Genomic DNA, 24,757 nt, shown 5'->3' with positions numbered 1-24,757 from the left:
CGCGTCCGGTGCGCCTGTTCGGTTGATCCTGGCCGGTCGGTGCACGTACCGGGTGGACCGGCCGATCGGGGACAACGGTTTTCCGGTCGTCACCGGCAACGTCGAGCTGGTGGGCGACGACACGACCATCACCCGGCACCCGGCCGCGCCGCGGTTCCGTTTCTTCCAGGTGGCGGGCGGGGCCAAGCTGACCCTGGAGGGCCTGACCCTCACCGGCGGCCACACCCCGGACGGCGTCGCGCCGGGTGGTTCCGGCGCCGGCGGTGGTGCCGTCCACAGCCGGGGTGAACTCCTGATCAGCCGCAGCACGTTGTCCGGCAACCGCACCGGTGACGGCGCGGCCGGTGGCGCGGGGAGCGTCGACGGCGGCAGGGGTGGTTCCGGTGGTGCGGTCTACAGCGAGGGCACGGCGTTGCGGGTCTCGAAGTCGGTGCTGAAGGGCAACGTCACCGGCAACGGCGGGTGGGGTGCGGCAGGTGGGCGGGGCAAGGACAACAGCGCCGTGCCCGAGGAACGGGACGGCATCCGCGGCGGTTTGGGTGGCCACGGCGGCGCTGGTGGCGCGATCGCGAACTACGCCGGTGTGTTCGAGCTGTTGTTGTCATCGGTCGACGACAACCGCACCGGGTCCGGTGGCCCGGGTGGCGATTCCGGCCGCGGTGGCGACAACACGAACGGTCCGGGCGGCAACGGCGGTGGTCCGATCCGCGGTGGCGACGGCGGCAACGGTGGTGCCGTCTACACCAGCGACCAGGTCAACGTCCACGGCAGCTCGGCTTCGGGGAACGTCACCGGTGACGGCGGCCCCGGCGGGCGGGCGGGCGACGGCGGCAACGGCGAAGTGGGCGGCAACGGCGGCGGCCGGCTCAACAAGTTCCGCTCCGGCAGCGGCGGCAACGGTGGCTTCGGCGGCGCCCTGTTCATCGATCGCGACCTCGGGCGGGCGGTGGTCCTGTTCAGCTTCACGGCGGAGAACAACCGCACCGGCAACGGCGGCGACGGCGGCCGAGGCGGCGACGGCGGTGTCCCTGAGGGCAGGGCAGGCGACGGCGCGTACGGCGGACATGGCGGCAGCGGCGGCGCGATCCACCTGGCGAGGACCGTGACCCGGTCGTTCACCGCCACCCATACCGACTTCATCGGCAACACGACCGGCAACGGCCGGGCCGGCGGAACGGGCGGCTTCGGCGCCCGCCAGGGCCAAGGCGCCGGGGGCGGCGACGGCGGCAGCGGCGGTGGTGTGTTCTTCGAGACCCGCAACGCGGGGGCCTTCGACATGACCACCTTCCAGCGCAACGTCACGGGGAAGGGCGGGCCGGGCGGACGATCGCACGCCCCCGACGTCCCCGACGGCAGCACCGGGCACACTGGTGCCGGTGGCGGCCTGGCGGTGCAGAACAACGTCACGGTCACCTTGAAAGACGTCCTGTTCATCGAGAACCAACCGAGCGCCTGCAACGGCGTCCCCCACTGCTGACCCACGCGACACGGAACCCCGGCGGTTCCGGAACGTCAGGTGGAGCGCGTCGAGTACGACCGTCAGGTCGCGGTCGACGCCCGAGTTATGGTGCGGACGGGACGAAGGCCCGTGCCCGCTCGACCGCGGCATCGCGGTGGAACGCCAGTTCGGCCACGGTTGCCCGGTCGGCGTGGGGCAGGTGTGCGGCGAGTTCCCTTCGCGCGTTGAGCGCCGTCGAAGGCAGGCGGGTCCGGATCGCGCAGTTCCCGTCGGCCGACGCCACCGCGATCTCCACGCTCCGCCGCCGGTCCGCGGGCGTGCCGGTGTCCGCTCGGAGGTCCTGTTGCGCCTGTTCCGGTGTGGGGTACGGGTGTCCCTGGTCGCGCATGCACGAACGCCAGGCGGTGAGCGCGTCCCGGTAGGCGGGTGCCTGCTCCACCTCGACCGCGAGCCGGTTGCCGATGGCCTCGGGCGTGTAGGTGATCCGAGCCCACAGGGCCACGTCGCCCGCGAGTCGCCGCCTGCTGTCGGCCTCGCACCCGGTGTCCTGGACGGAGTACCGCCCGCCGGCCGTGTCCACCTCGCGCCTGGTGTGCGGCGAGCCGAACAACGCCAGGTCGAACCGGTGCCGCTCCGCCGGCGGCAGGCCGTCGTAGAAGACGTCCGCGGCGGACCGGCTCGGCGGGGTGACGTCCGGGCCGGCGTCGGTGATCCCGTACCCCCGCGTGGCCCGGCCGGGCAGGTCGACCACCGCCACGTCGTCCGCCGGGTCGACCGGTGCCGGAACGTCCAGGTCGGGGTAGGAAAACCCCTGCCGGGCCAGGCACATCTGGTTCAGCCGGTTGACCGCCCTGTCGAGCAGGCGCTGCGTGGCGGGCCAGGTCCCGGAGCGCGTGACCAGGTCCAACGCCGTGGGCCCGAGCGTGCCGGTGAAAGGCGGTGGCTGGTCGGCCGGCCGCGGCGAGCCACAGCCGGCCGACCAGACCAGGACGATCAGCGCGAGAACCGGCCCGGCTGGACGTCCGGGCATGTCAGCGCCTGCACCAGCGGTTGGAGCTGATGGAGTCGTTGAACCCGGGGACCCAGCGCCCGATGTCCGGGACCTGGTCGTTACGGCTCAGGCTGTGCTCCTCGCCGCGGTAGTTGTAGTTCTTGTACAAGTAGACGGTGCACTCTCGTCCGCGGTTGGCGAGCGAACTCGCGCAGTCGTCCCAGTTCCCGCCGGGGCAGTCCGCGCTGGGCAGCTTCCGCCAGTCCGGGTTGTCCCCTGCGACCCTGCCCCGCTGCCCGCGGTAGTTCGCGTGCGGCCAGAAGCAGAGATCGCCCGCGGCGCAGCTCGGCGCAGCGGCCTCGGCTGCCGTGCCGGCGGTGCCCGGCGCCGCCTGCACGGCCACCGGTGCGGTGCCGAACGCGGCGACCAGCGTCGCCACGACGACCCAGCCCTTCTTCATCATCTCGTCCTCTCCTGAAGCGCTACCGATCGGCGACACGACATCGCATCGCCTCTCTGCCGCGGAGCCGTCCGGCGGCGGCGGATCGGGCTCCGGGGCCCAGCGTCCCGGGAAACGGCGGCGTCGTCGTTGACATCGTGCGCCAGGGCGTTGACCGCCGGTGCCACGTCGCCCACCGGGATGGCGCGAGACCTGCCGTCGGCTCACGTTCCCCAAGCGCCCCCCGGTCGCCCTCGGACGTGCTACGAATGCCGTTGTGCCACAAGACGACGACCTGACCACAGCGCTGGACGCCCGGCTCGACCAGGTCACGGCCACCCTGGAGTCGATGGGGCTGACCGTCGTGCGCCGCACCGCCTACGCGGACGACCTCGGCGACGGAACGGGCGCACTGGGCTGGCTGTGGGCCCGAGCCGAACCGCGGCGGTTTCCCGACGAGACGTTCGACGTGGCGATCACCTACAGCGCCGCGGACGGCACCTGGACCCTGGGCACGCCGACCGGTGCCGGCTACTCGTCGGAAGAATCCGAAGACGCGGGCAGCACCGTGCACCGACTCCTCACCTGGAAACGCCCACAAGACGCCCCAGCCCGCACGATCCCCGAGTGGATGTGGGTCGTGCTCGGCGGCGCGGGCACCGGTGTGGTCCTGCCGTTCGTCACCGCGATGATCGAGAAGTCGGCCGAGGACGCGTACACCGCGCTCCGTGCGATCTTCGCGAAACGCAAGCCCGGCGACCCGAACCGCCTCTCGATCCTCGACCCGGACCACGACCTCCACATCATCGGCCCCGACCCGCTGCCGGAGGCGGCCGTGCGGCAGTTGGCCCTCATGGCGCCCGAGGTGGACGGGCACGTCCTGATCTGGGACGACGAAACGCAGACGTGGCAGCGGTACCGGCGGCAGGCATGAGCGCGGAACGCGGCCCCGTCCGGCAACGCCTCCTCGCCCGGCTCCGGGCCGGCAGCCCCGACGCCCTCCTCGACCCGGACGCCGAAAACGAAGCCGCCGCGTTGCTCAAGATCGAGGTCCGCGGTGTGCTGTCCGGCGATCCCGACGGCCCGGCCTACTGCATGGAGGCGTTCGCCGTCCTGGGTTGGCTGTTCTGGAACCGCTACCTGGCCGCCAAGGACGAACGCAGCCTGATGCTCGCGATGCTCGTCTTCACCCCGCTCGCGGCGGACGGCTCGCTGGTACCGGAGCCGGTGCTGGGCCAACTCCCCCGCACCGCCTCCGGTGGGCACGCGGTCGAGGCGTGGAACGACATGGTGGGCGACGTCGTCATCGCCGGCATCGGCCCGGACGACCGCACCGCGCTGCTCGCCGGGGCGGCGGTCCTCGTCATGGGCCTGGGCATGTCCCCACCCGGCAGCGACGTGCGGTGGCGGTTCCAGGACAACCTGATCCACCTGCTGTGCTCGCTGCACGAAGCCCACCACGACCCCGAAGCACTCACCGAGGCCCTGGACCTGGCGCGGTGGTCGGTCGACCGGGCGACCCCGGCGACACGGGTGCGCAGCCTGCGCCGACTGGTCGAGACGCTCGTCCTCGCCCACAACGCCACCGGGGACGCCTCGTCCCTCCACGAAGCCGTCGGACACGCACGAGCCGCGGTAGCGGCGTCGCCAGGCGCGGAAGAACTGGTCGACGTCACCAACATCCTCGCGGGACTGCTGATCTCCCGCCACGGCGCAACCTCGGACACCGGAGCCCTCGACGAAGCCGTCACCCTGCTGCGCGGCCTCCTCGACAACCTGCCGACCACGCATCCCGCCCACGCCGCCACGACCGGCCACCTCGCCGTCGCCCTCGGCCACCGGACTCAGGAGAACCCGGAACCCGGCAGGATCGCCGAGCTGTGCCGGTCCTGTCTCGACGGCATCCCGGCCGACCACCCCGTCCGCCCCCGCGTCCTGGCCACCCTCACCGACGACCTGATCCGCCTCGCCCGGCGGACCGGTTCACCGCGTGACGTCGACGCAGCGGTGGCCACCGCACGGCAGGCCGCCGCCGAGGTGCCGCCCGGGAAACGCATGCCGGGCCAGGTGGCGCGGACGCTGGCGACGGCCCTCGTCGCCCGGCACGAACTGCTCGGCGACCCGTCTTCCTTCGACGAAGCCGTGGCCCACCTCGACCGTGGCGCGCAGGAGGCCACCGACGAGGTCGAGCGGGCCAACATGCGCTTCACGCTCGCCGCGCTGTGGAACAACCGTTACGCGGACACCCGCGACCGGAAGTACGCGCACACCGCCGTGGCCGCGCTGCGAGCCGCCATGGCGTGCCCCGGCGGCACAGTGCGGCAACGGGTCCGCATGGCCGTCTCCGCCGCGGAAATCCTCGGTGACCTGGACGACCACGGCGCGGCCGACCTGATGGTTACGGCCATCGGATCGCTGTCCGACCTGGCCGGCCGGCACCTGTCCACCGAAGACCGCCAGTCGGCGTTGCGCGAGTTCCGCACGGCCCCGGTGCGCGCCGCTTCGTACGCGATCGCGGCGGGCCGACCGGAACTGGCCCTGGAACTGCTGGAACGCGGCCGGGGTGTGCTGTTCGCCGAGAGCACCGCGGTGCGCGACGGCATCCCGGCACTCGCCGGGCGAGCGCCGGGACCGGCCGCCGACCTGGCCCGGGTGACCGCGGAGTTGGCCGGTGCCACCGATTCGGACAGCCGCCACCGACTCGACCGCGAGCGGCAGCGCCTCGTCGAGGACATCCGCGAACTGCCCGGTTTCGAGGACTTCCTCAAGCCCCCGCGCCTCCCCGAGATCCTGGAGGCGTGCCGATCCGGCCCGGTGGTGGTGCCGCTGGCCGCGCGAGGACGTCTCGACGCGTTGATCGTCACCACCGAAGGCGTGCGGCACGTGCCGTTGCCGCCGGTGGACTTGGACACGCTCCGGTCCCGGACGAGGCAGTTGGTCGAAGCGGACGACGAAGATCTCCTGGACGGTCTGGAGTGGCTGTGGGAGGTGATCACCGGACCGGTCCTCACCGCGCTCGGTCTCACCGGCCCGCCGCCGGAGGGCCGGCGTCCGCCCGTGGTCCGGTGGTGCCCGACCGGCCTCCTGTCGCACCTCCCGCTGCACGCCGCGGGAGTCCGCGGCGGACCGCAGGCGCTCGACCGCGCCGTCTTCTCCTACACCACGTCGATCCGCGCGCTGCGCCGGACCCGGCCGTGGCGGACGCACCCGGACCCCGCCCCGCTGGTCGTGGGGCTGTCCCGCACACCGGGTCTGCCCGACCTGCCGGGGGTCGACCAGGAGCTGGCGCTCCTCGCCGGGTTGTTCCCCCGTAGCCGCATCCTGCGCAACGCCGCCGCGACCCGCGAGCGGGTGATGGCGGCGCTGGCGTCACACGACATGGTGCACTTCGCCTGCCACGGTGGGAGCAACCCGGCGGAGCGCCACCAAGGGCAGCTGTTCCTGCACGACGGGCCGCTCGGTCTCGCCGACCTGGCCGGACTCCACGTTCCCCGGGGCACGCTGGCGTACCTGTCCGCGTGCACCACGGCACGGCAGGGCTTGGACCTGCCCGACGAGGCGCTGAGCATCGCGAGCGGCTTCCAGCTCGCGGGCTTCGGCGACGTCGTGGCGAGCCTCTGGTCGCTCGGCGACGGGCCCGCCCTCCGGGCGACCTCCGACTTCTACACCGAGCTGCGGTCCGACAACACCGCGGCCCACGCGGTGCACCACATGATGCGGAAGCGCCGCCAGTCGGAACCGCCGTCGTCGTGGGCGCCCTACATCCACATGGGCGCGTGATCAGCCGGACCGCCGCATGACCGAGCCGTTCACCCTCAGCCATCACCCGGCAGTGTGGTGACCCGACCCGATCGGACCTACTCGACCGTGCTCAACCCCCCGATGTTGTAAGCAGGTCCAGGTACCCACCGCACCAGTCCGGAGGATGCAGTGCCTCTCACCGACCTGCTCAAAGCCAAGATCAACCACGGCTTCGATCACCTGGACGTGGACGGCGACGGCCTGTTGACCGAGCAGGACCACGTCCTGATGGGCCGCCGCGCCGCCGAAGCACTGGGCCACGCCTCCGGTTCGGCCGAGGAGCACCGCATCATCGACGCCTACCTGGGCATCTGGCGCGACCTGCACCTGCCCCACGTCCCCGACGGCGGCCAGGCCATCAGCCGCGAGCAGTTCGTCGCCTCCACCGGCAGCCTCGCCGACGACCCGGAGGCCGCCCGCGCGACCGTGGGAGCGCTCGCGGAGGCGTTCCTGGCCATCGCCGACACCGACGCGGACGGCAACGTCAGCCCGGCCGAGTTCCGGAAGTTCCAGCACGGGCACTTCCCGAACCTGACCGAGGAGGAGTCGGCGGTGGCGTTCAGCCACCTCGACCTCGACGGCGACGGGTTGCTGACGGCGGAGGAGTTCGTCCGGGCGTGCGTGGACTACTGGACGAGCGCGGACCCCGACTCGCCCGGGAACTGGTGGGCGGGCCGGGCCGTGGGCTGAGCCCGGCATCCCGCTGCCCGAGGCGGGACGCCCGGTCCACTGCGACGTGAACCGGGCGTCCCGCCTTGGTGATCAGCCGATGATGAACTTCTCCCAGGCGTCGATCGCTCCGGCACGTGCCCGCAACACGTTGGTGTAGCCGCCCGTGTACTGCAACTCCGCCGACACGAACGAACCGTTGGCGGCACGCAAGGCGTACCGCTCCTCGTCCGCGCTGTAGAACAGGTCGAACTGCTCCCACAGGTCCACCGCGGTAGCACGGGCGCGGAGGACTCCTCGGTAGCCGCCCGAGTAGTCCAGCTCCGCCGACACGTAACGATCGTTGGCGATGGACTTGATCGACCACTTGCCGGCGGCCGCGTCGTAGGCGAACGTGAACTGCTCCCAGGCGTCGGCGACCGTCGATCTGGCGCGTAACAACCCGTTGTTACCACCGGGGTAGTCGAGTTCCGCCGACACGTACCGACCACTGGCGGCCGAGTAGAGGTATTGCGCGGCCACCCGCACGTCACTTCCCTTGACGAGCTGCCAGCCGGCGGGCACGGCGGAAGTGGCCGCCGCGGCGGGCTGCGCCAGTCCGAACGCCGTCACGGCCGCGATCAGGGTGGCCGACAACTTCAGGGCCAATCGCATGAATCCCCCTGTACCAGAAGGTTTCCGACCGGCTTGCCCGGCCGGAGGCGACACGCTAGGCGCGTCCGGCACCGGGGACCAAGGATCTGTGAAAACCACTACCCCGCCGGGTCAACCACCGACAAGGGGATGGACCGGACAGGCGCAGCGGGTGCGCCACCGCGGCCCCGGTCGTCAGTCGAGTCCTTCGACGATGCGGAAGTCGCGCTCGAAGCCGTCGGGGAGTTCGGCCAGCGCCTTCCGGTAGGCCGCGCCCTCGTACGCGGCAACCGCCTTCTCGAAGCTGTCGAACTCGATCAGGACGACGCGCTCGGCGATTCCGGCTTCGTGTGCGACGACCCGGCTGCCGATGCCGGCGAACACCCGCCCGCCCGCGGCCTTGATGGCCAGACCGGCCAGTTCGTTGTAGACCTCAAGCCCTTCGGGGTCGGTGATGGTGGGGTAGACGCTGACCCAGTAGCCCTTGGACATGGAACCTCCAGTGAGTGCATCTGACTTACGGGTTGACCTTGGGTGAGCGTCGGAGGGCAAGGCTTGTCAGCGTCGTGATCGCCATGGTGCCGATGCCGACCAGCGCCGCGGTGGTGTAAGCGCTGTCGTCGGGGAAGAGATGGCCGGGGCCCGCTGCGAGGACCAGGCCCCCGATGGCACTGCCCAGGGAGTACCCGACGCTGCGGACGACGTAGTTGAAGCTCATGGCGCTCGACGTCTCGCTCTTGGGGGTGACGGCCAGGATGACGCCGGGCATGGCGGCCGAGAAGCTGCCGACGCCGAAGCCCAGCACACCCATGGCCGCGAGCAGTTCGGCCAGGTTGGACCGGGCCGCGGCGAACAGGACGAACCCGCCGCCGACGATGGCGGCGCTGCCGGCCAGGAGCAGGGGGCCGTCGAGCCGTTCACGGACTCGCGACGTGAGCTTGCCGGCGACGAACCCCAGCACCGAGAACGGGATGAGGACCAGCCCCGCCACGAAGGTGGTCAGTCCGAAGCCGTAGCCGGCGCCGTGCGGCGTCTGCGCGTAGCGGGTGATGAGCGTGAGCAGGAGGTACATGCCGCTCCCGCCGACGAACATGGCGATGTTCGCCCCGGCGACCGCCGGGCGCCGTACCGCCCGGACGTCGACCAGGGGCGTCCTGGTCCGCAGTTCGAGAACGGCCCAGACGCAGAGCAGGAGCACGGCGGCGACGGCAAGGGACACCGCCACGGCGAGGTGTCGGCTCCACAGGCTCCTCTCGCCGGCCAGGAACAGGACGAGGGACAGTCCCCCTGCCAGGACGAGCGCACCGGCCACGTTCACGTGAGCTGCTCGGCCTTCGGGAGCTGCGGGCACGGAGCGCCACGCGGTCACGAAAGCGATGGTGGTGACGAGGAGGCCGAAGCCGTAGGCGGCCCGCGGTCCGCCGAACTCGGCGAGCAGCGCGGCCAGCGGGTAGCCGACGCCGGCTCCGATGATGGAGACCACCGAGATCAGGGCGATCGTGGCCGCGCCGCGCTGCTCGGGAAGATGGTCGCGGGCCACGCCCATCATCAGCGCCGTGAGACCGAGCCCGACGCCTTGGGCCGCTCTGCCCACGAGCAGCCAGGCGAACGGCAGCGGCAGCACGGTGAGCGCGCTGCCGACGACGACGATCGCCAACGTGGCGAGGATCGTGGCCCGCCGGTGCGGACCGGCTCCGAGCCGGCCGAGGACGGGTGTGGCGACGGCACCGCTGAGCAGGGCGATGGTCAGCATCCACTGCGCGCTGTCGAGGGAGACGTGGAACGTGGTCGCCACGCTGGTGATGAGCGGTGTCCCGAGGCTGGCGACCGCCGCCACGACCAGGGCGACGAACACCAGGGCGGGGACCAGCAGGCGTGCCTCGGCACGTAACCGGACAGTGCTCACCGGTCCGACTCGCTTTCAAGGTCCGCCAGCCGCAGCAACGCGGGCAGGGCTGCCGCCAAGGTCTCGACCTCGTCGGCGGTGAGTTGGTCGATCAACCGCGCGTACGCGTCAACGCCCGCCTGACGCCGCTTCCGGACGTACGACGCACCGGCCTCGGTCAGGCACACCAGCGTGACCCGCTTGTCGGACGGATCACCCTTCCGCTCCACCAGCCCGGACTTCTCCATCACCCGGACCAGGACGGTCATCGCGGGCTGGGTGACGCCCTCGGCCGCCGCCAGGTCGGTAATCCGCCGCGGGCCGGTCTTGTCCAGGGTGGCCAAGGTGGCGGCGGACGTCAGGCTCATGTCGCGGGGAAGGCGTCTCACGGCCCTGGTGGCCAGACCGTAGAGGGCTGACCCGATGGCATCAGCGGCTCGGCTCACGCCTGAAGCATAGCAGGTTTATATGAACTCTTTATGCATCTCCGATGTCGGCCGGCTGGTCCGCCTGGAGGTTGTCGAGGATCGTGCCGGCGATGCGGGCGAACTCGTCCAACTCCTCCGCCGTGAGGGGGTCGATGAACAGCCTCCGGATCTCCTGGGCGTGACCGGGTACGGCCTTCTTGAGCGTGGCGAGTCCTTTCGCCGTGATCACGGCGTCCACACCCCGGGGGCCGCACTGCTCCCGGGTGATCAGACCTCGCTTGCCCATCCGGGTGAGCTGGTGGTGCATGCGGCTCTTCTCCCAGCCGGCCACCTGCCCCAGCTCGTAGGGGCGCATCCGGCCGTCGGGCGCCTCGGACAGCAGCGCGAGCACGGTGTAGTCGGCATTGGACAGACCGCTGTCGGCCTGGAGCTGCTGCTCGATGCGCGTTCGCAGCAGCTCCAGCATCTGGAAGGACGTCCGCCAGGCGCGGAGTTCGCGTTCGGTCAGTCGCTGCTGCACCATGCGGCCATCGTACTCGCCAGTTGATGTGTCAACTCGATTGTGCGACTCTTGAGTTGATACATCAACTCAGCACGAGGGGGCACCATGAGCAGGCGGCGCGACTTCCTGAAGACCTCCGCGACGGTGACCGCAGCAGTCATCGCCTGGCCGGCCGACGCTCAACCGCCGAAGGACACCGGCCGCCGTGGACGCCGCTACGTCATCCGCGGCGGCGCGGTGATGTCCATGGACCCCAACGTCGGCGACTTCGCGCAGGCCGACGTCCTGGTCGAGGGCGAGCGGATCGTCGAGGTCCGGCCCGACATCCGCGCCGCCGGGGCCGGCGTGATCGACGCGCGTGGGCGCATCGTCATGCCGGGTTTCGTGGACACCCACCACCACCTGTTCGAGACCGCGGAGCGCGCGTTCCTCGCCAACGGCCTGCTCCGCGACGACGGGTCCGGATCGCCGAGCGCGCACCCGAACTACACCGAGCACGTCCTCGAAGGGTTCGCACGGGTGTACCGGACGCAGGACGTGTACATCAACGAGCTGTTCGCGGGGCTCTCGCAGCTCGACGCGGGTGTCACCACGGTGCTCGACGTGTCGCAGATCCACCACTCCCCCGAACACACCGATGCGGCGATCCAGGCGTTGATCGACACCGGGCGGCGTGCGGCATTCGGCTATTTCGAAGGCGACGGCCGCACCGGAGCCCGCTACCCCGAGGACGCGTACCGCATCCGGGACAAGTGGTTCCCCTCCGACGACCAGCTCGTGACCATGGTCATGGGCGGCGAACTCCACCTCGGCCGGGAGGTCTACACCAGGGCGTGGGCGATCGCCCGCGAGCTGGGTCTGCGGATCGCCGCGCATTCCGTTGGCTCGTGGGGGATGCGGCCCGTCCTCGACGCCGTCGCGCGGGGCGACGGCGGGGTCGACGTGGGTCCGGACAACCTCTTCATCCACATGACCGGCATGTCCGACGAGACCTGGCAACGGTTCCGGGACGCCGGCGCGCACGTCTCGCTGGCGTTCCCCATCGAGATGACCATGCGGCACGGCACCCCGCCCATCCTCAAGATGCAGGAGCTGGGCATGGAGCCCTCCTTGAGTTCGGACGTCGAGACGACGATGACCGCGGACCCGTTCACGCAGATGCGCACCGCGATGACGATGCAGCGCATGATCGTCAACCAGCAGGTCCTGGACCAAGGGCCGCCCAACACCTGGCCGACGCCCGCCCCCGGCACGCCGGACCTCCTCACCGTCCGCGACGTGCTCCGCTACGCGACCGTCAACGGCGCCAAGCACCTGGGACTCGACGGCAGGACCGGCACCCTCACACCGGGCAGGGAAGCCGACGTCGTCCTCCTCGACGCCACCGCCCTCAACGTGGCCCCGCTCAACAACGTGCCCGGGGCGGTCGTGTCCCTGATGGACCGCACCAACGTGGAGACCGTGATCGTCGCCGGCCGGGTGCGCAAGTGGCGGGGACGGCTGCTCGACGCGGACCTGAACCGACTGCGCCGGGACCTCGAAGCCTCACGCGACCACCTGTTCAAGGAAATGAGGTTGCCGCAGGACCTGTTCGCCTGAATCGGGCCGCTGGCGCAGCGTGGCCGTGCTGGTCGGCTCACGCGTCAGTAGCGCACGGTCCAGCGGTAGGCGCGCGACGGCGGGCCGAACTGCTCGGCGGTGCCGATGACCACGCCGGCGTTGTTCAGGCCGCTCGCCTTCGACGGCAGGTCGTTCGGCGTGCGCAGGTCGGTCAGGGTGCCCGCGTGCCAGAAGAACGGCCGGACCCCGTCGGCCGTCGTGTGCCAGCCGGCGACGTCGCCCCGGTCGTTCACCGCCACCGCCTCGCCGGTGCCGGTCGCGCCCAGGTCCACCAGTCGCCCGCCGCGCCAGAGCGCGGGCTTGCGCACGCCGTCGACCTCGTGCCGGCCGACGACGTCACCCCGCTCGTTGATCGCACGGGGGTTGTCCGCCACGCCCGCGTTGACGCCGGGCAGGACGGTCACCGCGGTGCCGTTCCAGACGACCGCGCGGGACGAACGCGGCTCGACCGACCACCACGTGCCGGCCAGCACGTCGGACTCGTTGAGCGCCGACGCGTCGTGGGTACCCGCCGGACCCGCCGCGGGCAGCCGCGTGCACGTGGTGGCGGAACAGCGGAAGGCGAAATTCCCGGTGCCGTCCAGCGGGGTCAGCGAGCCCGCCGTGGTGCCCTTGGTGTTGACCACCCGGTGGGCGACCTTGGTGGCCTTGGGGAACGGCAGGTCGGCGAACCGGCCGTTGCGCCAGGTGCCCCCGCGCGTGGTCTCGTACCCGCCGCCGTCGGAGTTGTGGCGGTACCCCACGGGGACGACTCCGGAGTCGTTGATGTCACGCACCGAGAACGGGACGGTGAGGCGGCCCTGCGGCGACCGGTCGACCTCCTGGCCGTTCTCCCACACCGCGATCGAGTAGAGCAGCGGGCCGACCGTGTTCAACCTCAGGTAGGTGAGCACGTCGCCGCGCCCGTTGACGCCGATGCCGAGGGAACTGCCGACCCGGACCGGGTTCGCCGCCCCGTCCCAGCGGAGCGCGTCACCGGTCGAGTGCGCGGCCCCGACCGCCTGCCCGGCCTCGTTGACCGCCCACGCGGAGACCGACCGCTCCCCGGCCGGTGGCAGCAGCTCCTCGAACTCGACGGAGGCTTCGGCGTACGGCGCGACGAAGAACAGCGTCGTCATCGCGGCCACAACGGACAACCAACGCATGTGCTGCTCCCCAAACCGGTCGGTGACGCGACACGTGGGCCAGTGGACAACGGTAACGACGGAGCCGCGAGCGGTGGTCCCGCCGAGTGGTTCAATCACCGGCGATCCGTTCAGCGTCATGGCGAACCAATGACAGCAACCATTCCACGTCCAGGGTGAACATGCGCACGCGGACCTCCGACACCCGGACCAGAAATTCGCCGTCACCCCGACTCTTCTGCCGACAACACGAGCCTTCACTGACGAATTCCCTTCGGGGCGGCCAAGAATCGCGACGCGGCCGGCCATGCCCGGCGGGGTGGACTGGGGTTCGCAGCACCACCGCCCACGCGTCTCCCCTGGCGTCCGCACGGGTCCGCACGCGACGAGGTGGGACCGCCGGACCCGCGCGATCGTCCGGCGCCAGCTCGTCACCGCAGAAAGACGGATACCGCACATTGCGCATTCCTCCGAGGGTTGTCCGCTTTTTAGGGTGTACGGAGCACCTTTCCTACTCCGAACGGGTGGGCTCCGGCCGGCTCCACCGACGCTCTAGGTGGCTCTCGACGCTCGATCCGGTGAGCCGGGGAAGCGTTCGGGGCGGACATCACAGCGAAGGTTTCGCACTCATTCGTCGGCTCGATAACCTGCTCCGACACCCGGCGGGACAGCAGTCCGGGGAATTGATCGCCGGTCTGCGCCCCGCAGTTCTTCCTCCCGATCCAATGGCACTCGATCACGAAAACCCGCGCGCGGTACCGGTCATTCGGGCTGCCCATCGCCACGCGGAGGAGCAGCCGATGAGAGAACCGGCGATTCCGGCTGTCTCGCCGTTCTGATGGTTCCGCACGTTCAGCCTCACTGCGCTGAGGTTCCGCACCCGCAGAAAGGATACCGCTCATGAATTCCACAACATCGCAGGCAAAGCGCCGCAGATCCGGACGGCGCCGCGGACTGGCCCTGGCGCTGAGCGCGTCGGCCGCATCGGCGGGCCTGCTCGCCGTGGGCGCGCAGCCCGCGCACGCCGTGCCCGCTGTCACCCACACATTCGCCTACGTCGCCAACAGCAGCGACGACACGGTGACGGCTTACGACACCGTGACCGGCTCCGTCGTCTCCACCATCGTCGTCGGGGCCTCCCCGCTCGAACTCGTCGCCACCCCGGACGGTTCCCGCGTCTACGTCACCAAAGCCGGCGGCGGCATCTCGGTGATCGACACCGCCACCGCCACCGCGGTGTCGACCATCGAGCTGGGCCCCAGCTCCAGCGGGCTCGCGATCACCCCCGACGGCACCCGGATCGTGGCCGCGAACGGCACCTCCAACTCCGTCTCGACGATCGACACCAGCACGGACACGGTGATCGCGACCGTCCCGGTGGGCACCAACCCGGCGACGGTGGCCATCACGCCGGACGGTGCCACCGCCTACGTGACCAACAACGTCTCCGCCACCGTGTCGGTGATCGACATCGCCACCAGCACGGTCACCGCCACCATCGTCACGGGCGCGGTGCGGCCGACGGGCCAGGCCATCTCCCCCGACGGCACCACGCTCTACGTCGCGCACCGCGTCGGCGTCGTGAAGGTGATCGACACCGCCACCAACACCGTGACCGGCACCATCACCATCGGCGGGACCGGAGCGATCTCGCAGGGCGTGGTGGTCTCCCCCGACGGCAGCCACGTGTACGTCGCCAACGTCGGACCCGACACGATCACGGTCATCGACACCGCCACCAGCACCGTGACCGCGACCATCCCCGTCGGGAGCAACCCGAGCAGGCTCGCCATCACCGACGACGGGTCCGCCCTCTACGTCCCCTACAACGGGGCCACCTCGACGGCCGTGATCGACACCGCCACCAACACCGTGACCTCGACCTTCCCGGTCGGCGCCGGTTCGTTCGGCGTGGTCCTCGCGCGCGTGGGCCAGCCGCAGGTGACCGCGATCAGCCCGACCGCCGGCCCGACCGCAGGCGGCACGTCCGTCACCGTCACCGGCTCCGGCCTCGCCGCCGCGACCGCCGTCCGGTTCGGCGCGACCCCCGCGACCTCCTTCACGGTCGTGGACGACAACACCCTCACCGCCACCGCACCGGCGGGAGCGGCGGGTGCCGTCGACATCACCGTCACCACCCCGACCGGCACCAGCGCCACCTCGGCCGCCGACCGGTACACCTACCTCGACGCCGACCTGTCGGTCACCGTCACGGACTCCGCCGACCCGGTGGCCCTGGGCGGCGACCCGTACACCTACACGGTCACCGCGACCAACGCCGGACCCTCCGAAGCCACCGCCGTCACGACGTCCACCACCCTGACCGGCCCGGTCACGATCGACTCCGCCACCTCCTCCCAGGGTTCCTGCACGATCGACTCCCTGACCGTGACCTGCGCCCTGGGCACGATCCCCGCCTCCGGCTCGGCGAACACGACCATCACCGCGACCCCGTCGGCCACCGGCACCACGACCGCGGCCGCCACCGTCTCGGCCGCCGAGCCCGACTCCGTACCGGGCAACAACTCCGCCACCCAGTCCACCACGGTGAACAACTCCCTCGGCTGCACGATCGTCGGCACCAACGGAAACGACACCATCAACGGCACGAACGCCGACGACGTCATCTGCGGCCTCGGCGGCAACGACACCATCAACGGCGGCAACGGCGACGACACCCTCTACGGCGGGCCGGGCAACGACACCCTGGACGGCCAGAACGGCAACGACACCCTGATCGACCACAACGGCACCGACACCCTGGGCGGCAGCCTCGGCAACGACACCATCGACGTCCAGGACGGCATCGGCGGCGACACCGCCAACGGCGGCCTCGGCACCGACACCTGCACCACCGACGTCGGCGACACCCGCATCAGCTGCTGAACCGTTCCTTGTGCGGTGCCGGAAGTCCGGCACCGCACAAGGGAACGACCAAGAACAACCACACCCTCCCACAGCAGCTGCCTCTGACCGGGCGATCGGCGTGCCGGAAGCGCAGGCCCCCTACACGCCGCTCGCTCCCAGTTACCGCGTCACCGAGCCCGGCACGACGACCAGCCAGGTGAACTTCCAGTTCTCCCGTGTTCGAGTTCGACGTGCCGCGGGCCAGCGACCCCCAGCGAGCCTTGACCCATTACCGCATCCCCGATCAGCCGGATGACCACGCTCGACCCCGACACCACGCATTCACGGTCACACAATCTCGCTAGTGATCACCCGAGCCCGCGCGTCGCCGTGTTCCTTGCGCTTTCCTGGGACAACGCCGGGAAACCCGCAAACATGGCGTAAAGATCCGCGATCTCCGTGGCGAAGACTGAACACGTGTTCAATACTCTGTACATGGGTTCAGCCAAGTCGGATCTGACCGCGCGGGCTCGCATCCGTGATGCCGCCCTCCTCCGCTTCGGCGCCGACGGGGTGGCCGGTGCGTCGATGCGGGCCATCGCCGCGGACGCCGGGGTGTCGCCGGCGCTGGTGGTGCATCACTTCGGGTCGAAAGAGGGGCTACGGCAGGCGTGTGACGAGCACGTGCTGGCGGGCATGGAGGGCGGCGACGACCTGGAGGGGGAGGCGCTGGCACGGGTGCTGGCGGCGGCGACACCGGCGCGGCGCTACCTGGCCCGCTCACTGCTGGACGGCACCGATGCCGCGACCGCGCTGTTCACCCGGATCGTGGAGCGCACCGAGCAGTGGCTGGCCGAAGGGGAGGCTGCCGGACGGGTGCGGCCGACGTCGGACGCGCGGGCACGGGCGGTGGTCTACGTGTCCTGGCAGCTCGCGCCACTGCTGCTGGGCGAGCAGGTCGAGCGGCTGTTGGGCAGTGACCCCGCCGGGACCAAGGGGGCGCGAGCCGGGCTGGAAATGCTCACCGGTGGGCTGTTCACCGACGACCACTGGCTGCGCGCATTCACCGAACTCGACCGATGAGGGCGCTGCTGGTCACCCACGGCACGCGCGGCGACGTGCAGCCGATGCTCGCGTTGGCCGTGGCGCTGCGCCGCGCCGGCCACGAGGTCCTGCTGGCCGCGCCGCACTCCGCCGGCGCGATGGCGGCCGAGCACGGAGTCGAGTTCGCCGGGTTGGACGAAGGGCCCAACAAGTTGTTGCACGACCCCGTGCTCCGGCAGGCCATCGACGGCGGTTACCGCGGTCTGCGGGGCAAGATCACCGCGGTGCGCGCCGCGCGCCGCATCAAGCCGCTGATGGCCGACGTGCTGCGCGACGTTGGTGACGTCGCCCGCGGTTCGGCCGCCGACGTGGTCGTGCACACCCCAGCCGTGCCTGCGCAACACGTCGCCGAACTGCTCGGCGTCCCAGCCGTGCTCGCCGCCCTGCAACCAGGCTGGGTGCCCACCGCGGCGTTTCCCTGCCCGATGGTGCCGCTGCCTCGGCTGCCCAAGAGCCTCAACCGCGCCACCTACCTGGCGGCGAGCGCGACGCTGCGCTCCTACGCCGGCATCACCGACCGGTGGCGGGTCGACCAACTCGGCCTACCGCGCCGCCGCGGCTCCCACAACCTGCTGCACAACCGACTGGTACTTCAGGCGTTCAGCCCGCGCATCACCCCCGTCGCACCTGACTGGCCGACCACCGTGCGCACCACCGGATTCTGGTACTTGCCCGACTCGCCGTGGACGCCGCCGCCACACCTGGAGGAGTTCCTGTCCGCCGGACCCCCACCGGTCTACCTGGGCTTCGGCAGCATGGCAGGCCGCGACACCGCGCGCACCGGCCGCATCCTCACCGAGGCGATCCGCAAGGCCGGCGTCCGCGCCGTGCTTGCCACCGGCTGGGGAAGCATCACGGCGCTACCGTCCACAACGGACATTCTCGTCATCGACCAAGCCCCGCACCAGTGGCTGTTCCCGCGCATAAGAGTGGTCGTGCACCACGGGGGAGCAGGCACCACCGCCGCCGCACTGGCCGCCGGTGTGCCGCAGGTGGTGTGCCCGTTCGTCGCCGACCAACCTCACTGGGCACACCGCGCACACGTGGTCGGCATCGCGCCACCACCGCTGAGCCGACAACGACTCACGGCGACCGCGCTCGCCGAAGCCATCGCCACCGCCGTGCACGACACGGCGATGCGCCAACACGCACACGAACTCGGCGCCGCCATCCGCGCCGAGGACGGCGTCACCCGGGCAGTCGCCGCACTCGAAGACCTCGTCCACTGACAACCCGTTCGCCGGAGAGGAAGCGCTATGAACGTCGCCGACCGGATCGCCACGATCTTCCACATGGACGACGAGGCGTGGCGGCGCCACGCCAACCCCTGGAGCGTCTGGACCCGCTTCGCCGCCATCCCCGCCCTGCTGGTGGCCGTGTGGAGCCGTACCTGGATCGGTTGGTGGAGCCTGTTGCCGATCGGCGTCGTGGTGGCGTGGCTCTTCCTCAACCCGCGGGTGTTCCCGCCGGTCGACAACCCGGAAACCTGGGCCGCGCGCGGCATCTACGGCGAACGGGCCTGGCTGCGCGACCACAACCTGATCCCGCCCGACCACCGCGCGGTCCTGCGCTTGCTGACCCTCGTAGGTTTGGCCGGTGTCGGCCTGATCGTTTGGGGCCTGATGGCATTGCGGTTGTGGCCCACGGCGTTCGGTGCGACCGTGCTGGTCCTGGCACAGCTATGGCGCATCGACCGCTTCACCCGCCTGTGGGAGCGCGTCAAGGGCCTTCAGCCGATACCCGGTGAGTTGGCGGGTGGGACCCCGAACGCGACGCCGCCCGCCGTGTGAGCACATGACCCTACAGCTACTCACAACAGAGAGTAACAACCTGCTACAAGCCGTCCACGTCGCTGCAACGCACCGCTCAAGCTGTACCCGTCGTGAGCAGCCAAAACCCCACGACGACTCCTTGCGCGTCCCCCGGATTTGGACCACGAAAGACGATCATGTAATCTATGGCCACACCACGGCGAGAGCCGAGTCCGGGTGGCGGAATGGCAGACGCGCTAGCTTGAGGTGCTAGTCCCCGAAAGGGGGTGGGGGTTCAAGTCCCCCCTCGGACACAAGATCGTGTGTTGGATCCCCGTCCAATAACACCAGTTCAGGTACCCGACCAATCTGTCGGTCGGGTGTTCAAGTGGTCGGCACGGCCTCTACCGCTCCAGGCGGTGGTGGCCGTGACTGACAAGGTCATCTCCGGTCTTCCACCGGGTACCACCTCCCCTCGACACCGTTCCGGAAATCCGGGCGGTGTTTCCGGCGTGCCGACCGACAAGGCTGCGTCGGCCGAGGTCGGGCAACCTTCACCATCCGCTCCGCAGCGCCGGGTTCTGGACAAGCGGCGCACGCCCGCGCCTTCGATTCGGGATCTGGGGCAGTTGAGCATGCGGGATCGGCCGCGTTACGCCTTGGCGCGGTTCGATGATCGTGGCCGGTTGGCCAACCAGCCGTTGTTGGCGCTGCTGCGGTGGGTTCCGCGGGAACGGCTGGACATCCGGTTGCACGGGGCCTCGCTGGTGCTTCAGCGCAATCCCCGTGGTGTGTTCGCGCTGAGCAGGCGCGGGTTGATCCAGGTTCCGCTGGTCGTGCGGCGTTGGTGGTCGTTCGAGATCGGTGATCCGGTGCTGTTGGTCGCGGTTCCGGACCGTTCGGCGATGGTGGTGCACAGCCTGGTGGCGCTGGACAAGGCCCTCCCCGATCCGCGTCAGGTGGTCGTGGCGTCGCGGCCGTTCGACGCCGAGGGCGCCGCAACCGATCCAGGTCCGGCACAGGTACAGGTCAATGGGACCGGCGACGGTGCGGCGGGTGGTTCGTCATGACGGACCGGGCCGAGCCGAGTACGGAGGATCTAGAGAAGGCACGTCAGGTGCTGGCGCTGTTGGGGGTGTCGCCGGAGGCGTTGGTGGCCTCGCAGCCGGCCGCGCCGCCGCGGGAGGTGCCCACGATCGCCGAGTGGGTGCCGGTGGTGTCAGGGTTGGTGGGCGAGGGCACGCGCAAGCTTTACGGCACCTACTGGAACAGGTTGGTGGCGCTGTGGCCCGACCGCCGGTTGGACGAGGTTCCCGCCTCGGACCTGACGTGGCTGTTCGGGCACATCCGTCAGACCGCGGTGCGGCGGCGTAACTGGCGGGGTGGGCACAGCGCGGCCGAGCACATGTTCAGCGCCACGCGGTGCCTGTACAGGTTCGCCGTCGACGACGAGCTGATCCCCGCGAGTCGGGATCCGACGTGGAAGGTGAAGAAACCCAAGCGGGCGGTACCGACCCGGCGCGGGTTGAACAACACGGTGTTGGAGGCGGTCACCGAGGCGGCCTCCACCACCGGCGACGACCCGGCGCTGGACGCGCTGTTGATCCGGTTCCACGTCGAGACCGCCGCCCGCCGCGGCGGCGCGCTGGCGTTGGAACTCCACGGCCTGGACCGGGAGCAGTGCCTGGTCCTGTTGCACGAGAAGGGTGAACAGAGCCGCTGGCAGCCGGTGTCACCGACGCTGATGACCCACCTGGTCGACCACGCCCACCACCGCGGAGCACGCGAACCGACCAGCAAGGTACTGCGCTACCACAACGGCAAACCGTTGACCTACCGGCGCTACGACGGCCTGTGGGACCGACTGCGCGACCACGTCGAACCGGTCCGCACCCAGAACATCTCCACGCACTGGTTGCGGCACACCACCCTGAAGTGGGTGGAACGCAACTTCGGCGAGGCGGTGGCCCGCGCCTACGCCGGTCACCGCCCCAGCGGCGACGCCAAACCCGGCGCGATCGCGGTCTACACGAAAGCCGACCTGGAAGAGGTCGCCACCGCCCTGTCCATGCTGACCGGCGAGCCACACCCGCTGGCCCTCAGCACGCCGACCGAGGTGTTCGACAACGACGACGGATGACCTGTGGTCCGGGGTGGCGGTGCTCACCGCCGCCCCAAACCATGCTGTCCGGCTACCGGTCGGCTTAGCTGCGCTACTGGGCTTTACTCGGTGATTCTTTGCGTCGTCGACGCGAGCGATTCTACGGGACCCGGCGCGTCGGGACTTGCCCCGCCGGCCGACGCTGCGCGTCGCAGCACCGCCGTGACCGCCGATTCGGGTACGAGTTTGCGGCTTCGAATGCGAACTGCGGGCAGTTCGCCGTCGTTGATGGCGCGGTAGATGGTCTGTTTGGACACGCGGAGCAGCTCCGCGACCTCGCTGACCTGGTAGAGAGGCTCGTGTCCGCTATGCCACCCGGATCCACCGTACGTTTGTTCATCGTTGCGTCGCATTGTCACACCACCTGCCTTGTTCCCCTTGTTACTGTGACTTCAAAAGTCTCGGATGTCAATTTTTTACTGATCGGGAATCCGTGTTTCGGTCAGCGAAATAATCGCACATGTGTTGGCGTCGGTAGTGGTAGTTCGAGCGAAGCGGTCCGGCGTACTCTGCTTCAGTCCCGGTCCCTCCCCCGCCCCTCGGGGAGGGGGAGGGACCTGATGTCATCCTGATCCGGTGCGTGTCCGGCATGGCCCGGCCGTCTGGGATCATGCTGGGATGGCAGTGGAGACAGGCCGACGTCCCGAGTCGATACCGCGGCCGGCCCGATGTGCCGACCTGCGCTCCGACGAGCGCGGATATCCGATCATCACGACCGTGAGCCAGCCTCCCGACCGGGTTGACTTCGGGTCGATCTCGGAGCGGCGGAAGCTGGCGCTGGCCGCCTTCGACCTGTGTGCCGTGTGCGGCCATCCCTTCCATGACGAACTGCGGTGGCAGGTGGCGTTCGAGGAGCAGGTTCTCGACATGGATCCGGCGCTGCACGGGGAGGCTCCGGTCCACGAGGTCTGCGGCCTGTACGCCGCGCAGATCTGTCCGTTCGTGTCGTCACCGCATGCGCGTCTGGGCGATCAGTGGCGCAAAGGCTCCAGGCGGCCCGAGAAGGTGCTCCTGGCCGGCTACCGCAGGACCGGGGAGGTTCTTGGTCGGGCATCCGGGCTGCAGACCGGTCACGCGGTCCTGCACTTCGACATGGGCGGCCTGGACCGGGTACACGTGCTGCGCAACGCCGAAGAGGCGCGGGCGGCCTACGAGCGCGCGTTGACCGAGGAAGCTCCGGTGGTGCTCGACGCGCAGGAGCGCCGTCTGGTGGACCTGCTGGTCAACCTCACCCGTCAGGAGCCGGCGGGTGAGGATTCCGGTGGAGTGATGGCCGGGGCCGCCTGGATGGTGGGCGGGGCGTTCTGTCCCGGGGTGCGGGATGTGATGACCATGCAGCACTACGTGGACGGCCCGGCCTACGACACGATCGCGGCAACGGTGGTGGCCAAGCCGCGCATGGCCGCGAGGCTGGCGGTCGAGTCGACCGACGAGGCGACCGCCACGGCGATGGACTGGCTGGCGACCAGGCGCAGCCTTCCGCCGGTTCTGCAACGGTGGCATGCCGAGGGCCGCCGCCGTGTACGGACAGACCGTCGATCATCTCGGCCCTCGGACACCGCGGTGGACATCAGGAAGGCCAGGCGTAAAAGTCAGGCGGCCGCGCGCAAGAAGAACCGACGTTGACCGGAGATCCCACCGGGCATCGCCTGGTGGTGCTCACCTGCCGCCGTGAGCACCACCACGTGCCAGAAGCTGCCTTCTGCTACGCCGATCATGCTGGATCATGAGGACGACGGTTCGGTAACGGGAAACGTCTCGGTGACCTGCCGGAATGGCGTCGACCGCCTTGGACCTGATGCGCAGGTTCACTCAGATTCGGCATCGATGATCAGCGGATGGCCGTCCGGTTATGACCTTTCTATTGCGGCCCGTCCCAGGAGGGTTGGGCATGACGCCCTCGGCCGTGAGGAGGCGCTGTACTCGACCTTCGTAGGTCAGCCTGTGCCGGGAGCGGTGGGGCCCGTGGTGTCCTTGAGGAGGGTCCGCTTGTGGCGTTCCTTGGCAGCGCGCACTTTGGCGTACAGCACACGGCTGAGCGGTCGGAGCTGCCGCCACTGCGCCAGGACGACCTCGTCCCAGGCGTCGGGCTGTTCCTTCCAGTAGTCGACCATGCCCAGATGGGCGAGGTCTTCACCGTCCGGAACGCCTGCGTCGTCCAGACAGGCGAGGATGCCGTGCCATGCCGCGGCGAGTTCGGCGTGGGGCCACCCGCGCAGGGGGTAGGTGTCCTTCAGTTCGTGGCAGTCCAGACATGCTGGTACCACCCGGTCGCCGTCCGCCGACCGGGGAACTGGGAAGTGATCGTGCTCGTGCCGACGGGTTGCCAGGGGGCGCTCGCAGTAGAAACACTGCGCACAGCGGCATCGGGTGGAGCGGATGAGGCGGCAGAGGTCCGCGGTGCTGGTGTCCTCCTCTTCTGGCGGACTACTGCGAAGAAGCATCGGGGCGACCACCGGGCGGGCCGCTCGCTCGTAGGCGGCGACCTCGCCGGCGTGGCGTACGCAGTCGACGGCGTGTCCCGATTCGCAGTCGGCCGGATGGCCGTAGGGCCCTCGATCGGTGATGTGCTGGTCACAGCTTCGGCAGAGCCACGTCAGCGTTCGCATACCGATCGCTCCGAGCGGTTGCCCGGTCACCGATTCGAATGCGCCGGTTTCCGAGACCTTCCAGTACGGAACCTCGGATCCGGTGACCGAACGTGCCAGCTCGTCCCATGTCCATCCGACTCCTCGGGCTTGGGCGGCGAACCTGGCGAGCAGGCGGGTGAGGCGGTCCATCACGTCGCGGGTGGTCCTGGCGCGCATTTCGGGGTTGACCAGTCTCGGATCAGGCAGCCGGTCCCGCTCCCCGGCTATCACGGCTTGGCGCAGCGCGATAAGGCGGTATACAGCGGCTCGTACAATGTGCTCTTCCAGCGTGTCGAGTTCACGCCAGTCGGCATTGACACACTCAGGATCGACCTGCCACCGCTGGCAGTAGTCCTCACGAGCGACATAGCTGTCCGCGTGAGGTAAGTAGCGGCGGTTCTTGCTGGCACGCTCCCGGCGCGCGTCTGCGGACATCGGGCCGTCCTCCGTTAAGGGGTATCGCGACGACCGACGGTAGCGGCACGGACCGACATCGACGGTCCGTCGATCACCGAGCATGGCGGCAACGACATGCGGTGCGCGTCCATCTCGTGGGCGTATTCGACTCGAGACAGTGAGCGGCCGTCGAGCCGTGGCATCGAAGTCGAGCGCGGGGGCTTCGCCGGGTCGGCGTGGTCCGCCGCCGCCCGGGGCCTACAGGGTGGGGGGGGGGGGGGCGAACCAACAGCGTTCGCCCCCACCCACCCCACCCC

Annotated in this window: 22 protein-coding genes and 1 tRNA gene; 13 read left to right on the top strand and 10 right to left on the bottom strand. The window is 70.2% G+C overall.

What is annotated here, in order from left to right; all coding sequences use genetic code 11:
- Positions 1-52: 52 nt before the first annotated feature.
- Positions 53-1,477 carry a hypothetical protein gene (locus KZQ38_RS33740; protein WP_219448084.1) on the top strand — a complete coding sequence of 475 codons (1,425 nt, stop codon included), beginning with the start codon at positions 53-55 and terminating at the stop codon, positions 1,475-1,477.
- An 85-nt stretch (positions 1,478-1,562) separates the two neighbouring features.
- Here the strand turns inward: KZQ38_RS33740 and KZQ38_RS33735 are convergent, their stop codons facing one another.
- Complete coding sequence (locus tag KZQ38_RS33735; protein WP_219448083.1) at positions 1,563-2,489, bottom strand: hypothetical protein; 927 nt, start codon at positions 2,487-2,489, stop codon at positions 1,563-1,565.
- Position 2,490: 1 nt separating this feature from the next.
- Positions 2,491-2,910 (bottom strand): peptidase inhibitor family I36 protein, encoded by a 420-nt coding sequence (locus KZQ38_RS33730; protein ID WP_219448082.1) that lies wholly within the window; start codon positions 2,908-2,910, stop codon positions 2,491-2,493.
- A 256-nt stretch (positions 2,911-3,166) separates the two neighbouring features.
- On the opposite strand from KZQ38_RS33730, the gene KZQ38_RS33725 reads away from it, so the two are divergent.
- The 3 genes from KZQ38_RS33725 (at position 3,167) to KZQ38_RS33715 (ending at position 7,380) form a co-directional block, all read left to right on the top strand.
- Positions 3,167-3,823, top strand: coding sequence for a hypothetical protein (locus KZQ38_RS33725; protein WP_219448081.1), 657 nt, complete (start codon positions 3,167-3,169; stop codon positions 3,821-3,823).
- Positions 3,820-6,669: a CHAT domain-containing protein gene (locus tag KZQ38_RS33720; RefSeq protein ID WP_219448080.1), complete on the top strand. Its 2,850-nt coding sequence runs from the start codon at positions 3,820-3,822 to the stop codon at positions 6,667-6,669. The genes KZQ38_RS33725 and KZQ38_RS33720 overlap by 4 nt, the downstream gene beginning before the upstream one ends.
- 150 nt (positions 6,670-6,819) lie before the next feature.
- Positions 6,820-7,380, top strand: coding sequence for an EF-hand domain-containing protein (locus KZQ38_RS33715; protein ID WP_219448079.1), 561 nt, complete (start codon positions 6,820-6,822; stop codon positions 7,378-7,380).
- 72 nt (positions 7,381-7,452) lie between these two features.
- Here the strand turns inward: KZQ38_RS33715 and KZQ38_RS33710 are convergent, their stop codons facing one another.
- From KZQ38_RS33710 to KZQ38_RS33690, 5 genes are all read right to left on the bottom strand, one after another.
- Positions 7,453-8,013: a fascin domain-containing protein gene (locus KZQ38_RS33710; RefSeq protein ID WP_219448078.1), complete on the bottom strand. Its 561-nt coding sequence runs from the start codon at positions 8,011-8,013 to the stop codon at positions 7,453-7,455.
- Between the two features lie 174 nt (positions 8,014-8,187).
- Positions 8,188-8,484, bottom strand: coding sequence for a DUF1330 domain-containing protein (locus KZQ38_RS33705; RefSeq protein WP_219448077.1), 297 nt, complete (start codon positions 8,482-8,484; stop codon positions 8,188-8,190).
- A 25-nt stretch (positions 8,485-8,509) separates the two neighbouring features.
- The gene (locus KZQ38_RS33700; protein WP_308258725.1) at positions 8,510-9,898 is read right to left on the bottom strand and encodes an MFS transporter; all 1,389 of its coding nucleotides are present in this window, start codon (positions 9,896-9,898) and stop codon (positions 8,510-8,512) included.
- A complete protein-coding gene (locus KZQ38_RS33695; RefSeq protein ID WP_308258724.1) occupies positions 9,895-10,323 on the bottom strand; it encodes a MarR family winged helix-turn-helix transcriptional regulator in 429 nt (142 codons plus the stop codon). Before KZQ38_RS33695 ends, KZQ38_RS33700 begins: the two co-directional genes overlap by 4 nt.
- A gap of 31 nt (positions 10,324-10,354) precedes the next feature.
- Positions 10,355-10,828, bottom strand: coding sequence for a MarR family winged helix-turn-helix transcriptional regulator (locus KZQ38_RS33690; RefSeq protein WP_219448076.1), 474 nt, complete (start codon positions 10,826-10,828; stop codon positions 10,355-10,357).
- Positions 10,829-10,912: 84 nt separating this feature from the next.
- Here KZQ38_RS33690 and KZQ38_RS33685 point away from each other — a divergent pair, with 84 nt between their 5' ends.
- Complete coding sequence (locus tag KZQ38_RS33685) at positions 10,913-12,406, top strand: amidohydrolase family protein (RefSeq protein ID WP_219448075.1); 1,494 nt, start codon at positions 10,913-10,915, stop codon at positions 12,404-12,406.
- Between the two features lie 44 nt (positions 12,407-12,450).
- Here KZQ38_RS33685 and KZQ38_RS33680 read toward each other — a convergent pair whose 3' ends face one another.
- Entirely contained in the window at positions 12,451-13,572 is a 1,122-nt protein-coding gene (locus KZQ38_RS33680) for a hypothetical protein (protein WP_219448074.1), read from the bottom strand.
- An 879-nt stretch (positions 13,573-14,451) separates the two neighbouring features.
- Here KZQ38_RS33680 and KZQ38_RS33675 point away from each other — a divergent pair.
- The 7 genes from KZQ38_RS33675 to KZQ38_RS33645 all read left to right on the top strand — a co-directional run bounded on the left by KZQ38_RS33675 (position 14,452) and on the right by KZQ38_RS33645 (position 21,393).
- Positions 14,452-16,437 carry an IPT/TIG domain-containing protein gene (locus tag KZQ38_RS33675; RefSeq protein WP_219448073.1) on the top strand — a complete coding sequence of 662 codons (1,986 nt, stop codon included), beginning with the start codon at positions 14,452-14,454 and terminating at the stop codon, positions 16,435-16,437.
- A gap of 456 nt (positions 16,438-16,893) precedes the next feature.
- Entirely contained in the window at positions 16,894-17,481 is a 588-nt protein-coding gene (locus KZQ38_RS33670; RefSeq protein WP_219448072.1) for a TetR/AcrR family transcriptional regulator, read from the top strand.
- Complete coding sequence (locus KZQ38_RS33665; RefSeq protein WP_219448071.1) at positions 17,478-18,731, top strand: glycosyltransferase; 1,254 nt, start codon at positions 17,478-17,480, stop codon at positions 18,729-18,731. The genes KZQ38_RS33670 and KZQ38_RS33665 overlap by 4 nt, the downstream gene beginning before the upstream one ends.
- Positions 18,732-18,758: 27 nt before the next feature.
- Complete coding sequence (locus KZQ38_RS33660; protein ID WP_219448070.1) at positions 18,759-19,292, top strand: DUF6653 family protein; 534 nt, start codon at positions 18,759-18,761, stop codon at positions 19,290-19,292.
- Between the two features lie 192 nt (positions 19,293-19,484).
- A tRNA-Leu gene (locus KZQ38_RS33655) sits at positions 19,485-19,567 on the top strand.
- 114 nt (positions 19,568-19,681) lie between these two features.
- Complete coding sequence (locus KZQ38_RS33650) at positions 19,682-20,323, top strand: hypothetical protein (RefSeq protein ID WP_257902884.1); 642 nt, start codon at positions 19,682-19,684, stop codon at positions 20,321-20,323.
- Complete coding sequence (locus tag KZQ38_RS33645; protein ID WP_219448069.1) at positions 20,320-21,393, top strand: tyrosine-type recombinase/integrase; 1,074 nt, start codon at positions 20,320-20,322, stop codon at positions 21,391-21,393. Before KZQ38_RS33650 ends, KZQ38_RS33645 begins: the two co-directional genes overlap by 4 nt.
- 83 nt (positions 21,394-21,476) lie before the next feature.
- Here the strand turns inward: KZQ38_RS33645 and KZQ38_RS33640 are convergent, their stop codons facing one another.
- Complete coding sequence (locus tag KZQ38_RS33640; protein WP_219448068.1) at positions 21,477-21,767, bottom strand: helix-turn-helix domain-containing protein; 291 nt, start codon at positions 21,765-21,767, stop codon at positions 21,477-21,479.
- Positions 21,768-22,131: 364 nt separating this feature from the next.
- On the opposite strand from KZQ38_RS33640, the gene KZQ38_RS33635 reads away from it, so the two are divergent.
- A complete protein-coding gene (locus tag KZQ38_RS33635) occupies positions 22,132-23,040 on the top strand; it encodes a hypothetical protein (RefSeq protein WP_219448067.1) in 909 nt (302 codons plus the stop codon).
- Positions 23,041-23,351: 311 nt separating this feature from the next.
- Here the strand turns inward: KZQ38_RS33635 and KZQ38_RS33630 are convergent, their stop codons facing one another.
- On the bottom strand, positions 23,352-24,479 hold the full coding sequence (locus KZQ38_RS33630) for an HNH endonuclease (RefSeq protein WP_219448066.1): 1,128 nt from the start codon (positions 24,477-24,479) through the stop codon (positions 23,352-23,354).
- Positions 24,480-24,757 lie beyond the last annotated feature (278 nt).

This window comes from Saccharothrix obliqua (genome assembly GCF_019375475.1).
In the GTDB taxonomy this organism is placed as follows: domain Bacteria; phylum Actinomycetota; class Actinomycetes; order Mycobacteriales; family Pseudonocardiaceae; genus Actinosynnema; species Actinosynnema obliqua.
The sequence above is the reverse complement of the archived record's forward strand: the minus strand, read 5'-3'. Positions and strand labels throughout refer to the sequence as shown.